Below are 6,219 nucleotides of genomic sequence, written 5' to 3' on the forward strand. Positions count from 1 at the left end.
TCATAGGGATGCCAAAAACCCGCATCAATTAATGCCCGCGGCAGATGATTAGCCGGAGATTAAATGTTGCCCCGCCGGGCTGCGCCACGCAAAAACCCCGGAAATTCGCGCATTGTTGCAGCCCCGGTTCTGCGGCAGAATCGTCGGCTGCCCTTCCCGTCGCTCGCACCATGCGCAACCGCATCAACGAAGAGATCACGTTCCGCAAGCTCGAGGTGCTGCTCGCCTTCATGGAAGCCGGCAGTCTCGCGAAGGCCGCCGAGGCGCTGGGCGTCAGCACGGTCAGCGTGCACCGCGCGCTGCACACGCTCGAGGAAGGGATGCATTGCGCGCTGTTCCGCCACGAGGGGCGGAACCTGATTCCGACCGATGCCGCGCAGGTGCTCGCCGAAGTCGCGGGCGAAGTGCTCAAGACGATGACGGACGGGATCCGCTCGACGCGCGAGGCGGCCGGCTACGGCGCCGGCCAGTTGAAAATCGGTTCGCTCTACTCGCTGACGATCCGCACCGTGCCCGAAGTCGTGATCGCGTTGAAGGCGCGCCGCCCCGAGCTGCAGGCCGAGCTCGTGCTCGGCTCGAACGCCGACCTGCTCGACAAGCTCCGGCAGGGCGCGATCGACGCGACACTGATGGCACTGCCCGAACCGGACGCCGAAATCGAATCGATCGCGCTGTTCGAGGACGAGATGTTCTTCGCCGCGCCGATCGACTCGCCGTACGCGCAGCACGACGCCATCGATCTCGGCAGGTGCCGCGACGCACCGTTCGTGTCGCTGGGCGAAGGCTTCGCGACGCATCACGGCTTCACGGAAGCGTTTCGTTCGGCCGGCGTCACCCCGAACGTCGTGATGCGGGTGGGCGACATCTTTTCGTTGATCAACCTCGTGTCGGGCGGCGTCGGCTGCTCGCTGCTGCCCGGCCGCGTACGCGACCTGTTCGCGCACAAGATCGCGCTCGTGCCGCTTGCGGGGCCCACGATCCGCCAGACGATCGGCCTGAGCTTCCTGCACCGGCGCGAACGCGACCCGAACCTGCTCGCACTCGCGACCGTGTGCCGGCTGACCGTCAAGGGGCCGAACGCGCGGTAACGCGCGGATCGCCGCCCGGCAGCGCTCTCCTCCTCCGTTCCGCTTCGCGCACCTGCATCGTCGCTCCCTGGCGCACGGCCCCTTCACGTCACGACGAACCGCGCGCACTCATCCGTTTGGACGGCACGCCGCGCGCGCTTTGTTGCGATCATGGCCGTCATTCATCGCGCGGCACGCACGCGTGCGTCCACCACGGAGACGTCATGAACGACCCTGTCCTCGGCCCCATCGACCAGATCGGCTACGTGGTCGCCGATCTCGACCGCAGCATCGCGCGCTGGCGCGAACGCCACGGCGTCGGCCCGTGGACCATCTTCCGCAACGTGCGCCTCGACGGCCATCATCTCGGCGAGCCGGCGACGGTCACGATGGACGTCGGGCTCGCGTATCGCGGCGATCTGCAGATCGAACTGATTCACGTGACGAACGACGCGTCGTCCCCGTACCGCGATGTGCATGGGCAGCCGCTCGTCGGGCTGCATCACGTCGCGTGGGTCGTCGACGATCTCGATGCCGCGCTCGCGCAACTCACGGCGCGCGGCCTGCGTGTCGTGTTCGACGCGCGCAACCCGGCCACGCGCGTCGCGTATCTCGACGACGCCGACGATCCCGGCGTACGCGTCGAAGTGATCGAAGGCACCGGCATGCGCGACATGATCGCGCACGGCATCGCCGAAGCCCGTGCATGGGACGGCGCCGATCCGGTTCGCACCATCGACACGGCGGCCGCCTCCGCGTAAGCGGCCCCGCGCGCCCCTCTCACTCACAGGAGCAAGCAGCATGAAACGACTCGAAGGCAAGGTGGCGCTGATCACGGGCGGTGCCCGCGGCCAGGGCGAAGCGGAAGCGCGCCGGTTCGTCGTCGAAGGCGCACGCGTGGTGATCGCCGACGTGCTGGACGACGCCGGCCGGCGCGTCGCGGCCGAACTCGGCGACGCCGCATGTTTCCAGCACCTCGATGTGACCAGCGAAGCCGACTGGCAGGCTGCCGTCGATGCGACGCTCGCGCAGTTCGGCCGGCTCGACATCCTCGTGAACAACGCGGCGATCCTGAAGCTCGTGCCGATCGACGCGTGTTCGCTCGACGACTATCGCAAGGTGATCGACGTGAACCAGGTCGGCTGCTGGCTCGGCATGAAGTCGGCGCTTGGCGCGCTGAAGGCGGCGGGCGGCGGCTCGATCGTCAACGTGTCGTCGACGGCCGGGATGGAAGGCGTCGCGGGCGGCAGCGCGTACGTATCGAGCAAATTCGCGGTGCGCGGGATGACGAAGGCCGCCGCACTCGAATTCGGCCGCTACGGCATTCGCGTGAATTCGGTGCATCCGGGCGGCATCGATACCGTGATGGCGCGCCCGCCCGAGTACGCGGATTTCGATCCGTCGTCGATCTACAGCGGCCTGCCGATCGCGCGCATCGGCAAGCCGGACGAAGTGGCGAGCCTCGTGCTGTTCCTCGCGTCCGACGAATCCGCGTACTGCACCGGGTCGGAATTCATCGTCGATGGCGGGATGCTCGCAGGCAGCGCGTTCCACTGACACGCATCCAGGTCGACGCGCGCCCGCCAATCCGGCGGGCATTTTCGTTTTCGTTTTCGTTTGCGTTTGCGGGCCGCCGAATGGAGCGTACGCCCCCCCCTTCAGGCAATCACACCCCGCAAACGACGATGCCGCCGGCGGCTCTCCCGCGCGGCGGCATCGTCGTTTGTGGAGCGACACACCACGTGCCGCTCAGTACCCCTTCGGCTGGATCGCCGGCGCGCCGCTACCGCTCACCGCCTGCCTGCCGCCGCGCACCAAGCGGCGCCCGTGCGGGCCGTACACGCCCTCCGGTTCCGGATACAGCGTCAGCAGCACGAAATACAGCACCCCGCCCACCGCCAGCGACACCGGCACGCTCAGGTCGAGCCCGCCCGCGAGGTTGCCGAGCGGCCCCACGAACTGGCCCGGCAGGTTCACGAACGACAGCCCGACGAACGCGGCCGGCAGCCACGCCCCCATCGCACGCACGTTCCAGCCGTGCGTGAACCAGTAGTGGCCGCCGCGCAGCCCGCGGTTGAACACCTGCAGGTCGTCTGCGAGATAGTAGCCGCGCCGCGTCACGTAGCCGATCACCATGATCGCCATCCAAGGGCAGCTGAACGTATCGATCAGCGTCGAGAACGTCGCGACGCTTTCGACGAGGTTGAACCAGAAGCGGCCGACGAAGATGAACGCGATCGCGATCGTGCCGATCAGCAGCGTCGCACGCACGCGGTTCAGCAGGCGCGGGAACATGCTCGACACGTCGAGGCCGGTGCCGTACAGCGCGGTCGTGCCGGTCGACATCCCGCCGATGATCGCGATCAGGCACATCGGCAACAGGAACCAGCGCGGCGAGATCGCGAGCAGCCCGCCAACGTAGTCGTTCGACGCGATGAATGCGGGCGCCTTCGTCGCGATGATCGTCGCGGTCGCGAGGCCGAAGAAGAACGGTACGAAGGTCGCGATCTGAGCGGCGAACACGGCGCCCATCACGCGATGCTTCGGCGTGTTCTGCGGGATGTAGCGCGCCCAGTCGCCGAGGGTCGACGCGAACGATACCGGGTTGCTCAGCGCGACCAGCACCGCGCCGACGAACGCGGCCCAGAAGCCCGCGCTGCCCTGCTGCACCGTGCCGGCATAGTTCATGTCGAACAGGCCGGCGAACGCGAACAGGCCCGCGACGAACAGCACGCTCGCGGCCCACACGGCGATCTTGTTGACCCACAGCATGAAGCGGAAGCCGTAGATGCAGACGATCAGCACGAGCACCGCGAACACCATGTACGCCGCGCCGAGCGTGAAGCCGTTGACCGGCACGCCGACCATGTTGTGCGCGCCGCCGACGAGCGCATCGCCCGAGCTCCACACCGCGAGCGAGAAGAACGCGATCGACGTGAGCAGCGCGAGGAACGAGCCGACGATCCGGCCGTGGATGCCGAAATGCGCGCCGGACGACACGGGGTCGCTGGTACCGTTGCGCGGGCCGAACAGACTCATCGGCGCAAGGATGCAGGTGCCGGCGAGCACGCCGAGCACGATCGCGCAGACACCCGCCTTGAACGACAGCCCGACCAGCACGGGAAAGCTGCCGAGCACCGATGTGGAAAATGTATTGCAGCCGCCGAACAGCAACCTGAACAGATCGATCGGCCGCGCATAGCGCGATGCATCGGGAATGCGCTCGAAACCGAACGACTCGACCTGCGTAATCCTGCCTTCACTCATTTGTCTCCAACTCCTCTGGTGCATCTGTACGGCCCGGTGCTGCGGCGATACGACACATCGTCATCGATTCGCGGCCACTCTAAACCGGATCGCGCGGCGCAAATATCACGCATTCGAGACGTTTACGACGAAGGAGAACAATGTTTCCCGGCAGGCCAGCGGCCGGCGCCCGCGCCATCCGTGCGGCGCGGGCGATGCGACGTCAGCGCGCGCCCTCCGCCGCCGGCGCACGGCACGCGATCAGGCCCCGCTGAACGGCCTGGCGCGCCTCGATGCCGGCGAGCCAGCGCTCGACGTGCGGGTAGCCCGCAAGATCGAGATCGAGTTCGGCCGCCGTGCGCAGCCACGGAAACGCGGCGATGTCGGCGATCGAGTACCGCGGCGACGCAAGATACGCCGATTCCGCCAAGCGGCCGTTCACGACCCCATAGAGACGCCGCACCTCGTTCCGGTAGCGCTCGAGCGCTTGCGCATTGACCGTCTTCGATGCATGCAGGAACCACCAGAGCTGGCCGAGCATCGGCCCGATCCCGCCGATCTGGAAGTGCAGCCATTGCTGGACGGCCGTGCGCTCGGCCAGCGTGTCGGGCTGCAGAAAGCCCGTCTTCGCGGCGAGATAGCTCAGGATCGCGCCGGATTCGAACACGGTCAGCCCGGCGTCGTGGTCGACGATGGCCGGGATCTTGCCGTTCGGGTTGATCGCGAGGAAGGCCGGGCTGCGCTGCTCGCCGGCGGACAGGTTCACGTGCACGCAGTCGTATGCCAGCCCAGCCTCTTCCAGGTAAATGGCGATCTTGTGCCCGTTCGGCGTGTCGGCCGTATGGAACGTGAGGGGATGTGTCGAGATCATGTCAGTCCTTGTCTTCCGGTTATAGTTGCAACTACAATCGTTGCAATTGCAATCCTATGCCGGAACCGATGACCCCGGCGACATGCCAGTACTCGAAGGAGGGACATGCAGACTGCGCGATCCGCTCCGCCCGTGCGGACACCCGACACCCGCCGCGCCGCGGCGGCCTGCCTCGAAAGGCTGCTGACGCAGCGGCTCACGCCGCGTGGCCGTGCGGTATCGCCGCTCGGCGCGATGCGCGCGGCCGCCGATTGCCTCGAACGCGATGCGGCGACATCGGAACGCGTATGGATCGTGCGTGCCGATGCGCGGGAGCCGTCTGCAGACGCGGGAGCACATCGCCGCATCAGCGCATGGCCGCTACGGTTTCTCGATACGCGCAAGCGGTTCGAGAAACCACTGCTGTACCTGCTGCATGCGCGCGCGATCGACCGGCTGCGGCTGGCGTCGATCGAAACCATCGATCGCGGGATCTTCGTGAATGATGCCGAAACGGTCGCGTCGTCCTGGCCGAAAGGCGTGACGCCCGACGTCCCGCACTGGCTGGCCGCGAACCCCGCGTGTACGCCGTACGATCCGGCTTCGGGCCACGAGGCGATCGCGATCCTGCGCCACGCGCTGCGCACGCTCTATGTCGCCGGCCAGCCGGGATTCTGCTACCTCGCGAGCCACGACGACTCCGTACCCGACGCGAAGCCGCTGTCGGCCACCGCGGCCCGCGATGCATTCAGCGGCATGGTGCGGGCCGGCCGGCGCGCGGCGGCAGGCGCGGCCGCGCAGATCCGGCTGTGCGGCGCGGGCAGCACGCTCGCACAAGTCATGGAAGCGGCCGATCTGCTGCACGACGAATGGCGCGTCGATTCGACGATCTGGAGCTGCCCGAGCTACACGCAGCTCGCCCGCGACGGTCATGCAGCCGACCGGTGGAACCTGTTGCATCCGGAGGCCGAACCGCAGATCGCGCATGTGCGCCGATGCGTCGGCGACAGCCGCACGCCGGTGCTCGCGGTAACGGGCTACGCGGGGCACGTCGCC

At 67.6% G+C, this 6,219-nt stretch carries 6 protein-coding genes; 4 read left to right on the forward strand and 2 right to left on the reverse strand.

The annotated features are described in order from the left end of the window. The first annotated feature begins 170 nt into the window (after positions 1–170). The 3 genes from G3O06_RS33370 (at position 171) to G3O06_RS33380 (ending at position 2,624) form a co-directional block, all read left to right on the forward strand. Complete coding sequence (locus G3O06_RS33370) at positions 171–1,088, forward strand: LysR family transcriptional regulator (RefSeq protein ID WP_205818753.1); 918 nt, start codon at positions 171–173, stop codon at positions 1,086–1,088. A 203-nt stretch (positions 1,089–1,291) separates the two neighbouring features. After that, complete coding sequence (locus tag G3O06_RS33375) at positions 1,292–1,828, forward strand: VOC family protein (RefSeq protein ID WP_205818754.1); 537 nt, start codon at positions 1,292–1,294, stop codon at positions 1,826–1,828. Between the two features lie 40 nt (positions 1,829–1,868). Further along, on the forward strand, positions 1,869–2,624 hold the full coding sequence (locus G3O06_RS33380; RefSeq protein WP_205818755.1) for a glucose 1-dehydrogenase: 756 nt from the start codon (positions 1,869–1,871) through the stop codon (positions 2,622–2,624). A 192-nt stretch (positions 2,625–2,816) separates the two neighbouring features. Here G3O06_RS33380 and G3O06_RS33385 read toward each other — a convergent pair whose 3' ends face one another. Continuing rightward, positions 2,817–4,334, reverse strand: a complete 1,518-nt coding sequence (locus tag G3O06_RS33385) for a cytosine permease (protein WP_241020366.1) — start codon at positions 4,332–4,334, stop codon at positions 2,817–2,819. A 202-nt stretch (positions 4,335–4,536) separates the two neighbouring features. Next, positions 4,537–5,184, reverse strand: coding sequence for a glutathione binding-like protein (locus G3O06_RS33390; protein WP_205818757.1), 648 nt, complete (start codon positions 5,182–5,184; stop codon positions 4,537–4,539). Between the two features lie 105 nt (positions 5,185–5,289). Between G3O06_RS33390 and G3O06_RS33395 the strand changes: the two genes are divergently transcribed. After that, on the forward strand, positions 5,290–6,219 hold a 930-nt coding region (locus G3O06_RS33395; protein WP_205818758.1), incomplete at its 3' end, for a pyruvate dehydrogenase.

This window comes from Burkholderia sp. Ac-20345 (assembly GCF_017104825.1).
Taxonomy (GTDB): domain Bacteria; phylum Pseudomonadota; class Gammaproteobacteria; order Burkholderiales; family Burkholderiaceae; genus Burkholderia; species Burkholderia lata_B.

Bases quoted from the DNA above. Each gene is read 5' to 3' on its own strand.
- G3O06_RS33370 (WP_205818753.1), top strand. From the start codon at position 171: ATGCGCAACCGCATCAACGAAGAGATCACGTTCCGCAAGCTCGAGGTG.
- G3O06_RS33375 (WP_205818754.1), top strand. From the start codon at position 1,292: ATGAACGACCCTGTCCTCGGCCCCATCGACCAGATCGGCTACGTGGTC.
- G3O06_RS33380 (WP_205818755.1), top strand. From the start codon at position 1,869: ATGAAACGACTCGAAGGCAAGGTGGCGCTGATCACGGGCGGTGCCCGC.
- G3O06_RS33385 (WP_241020366.1), bottom strand. From the start codon at position 4,334: ATGAGTGAAGGCAGGATTACGCAGGTCGAGTCGTTCGGTTTCGAGCGC.
- G3O06_RS33390 (WP_205818757.1), bottom strand. From the start codon at position 5,184: ATGATCTCGACACATCCCCTCACGTTCCATACGGCCGACACGCCGAAC.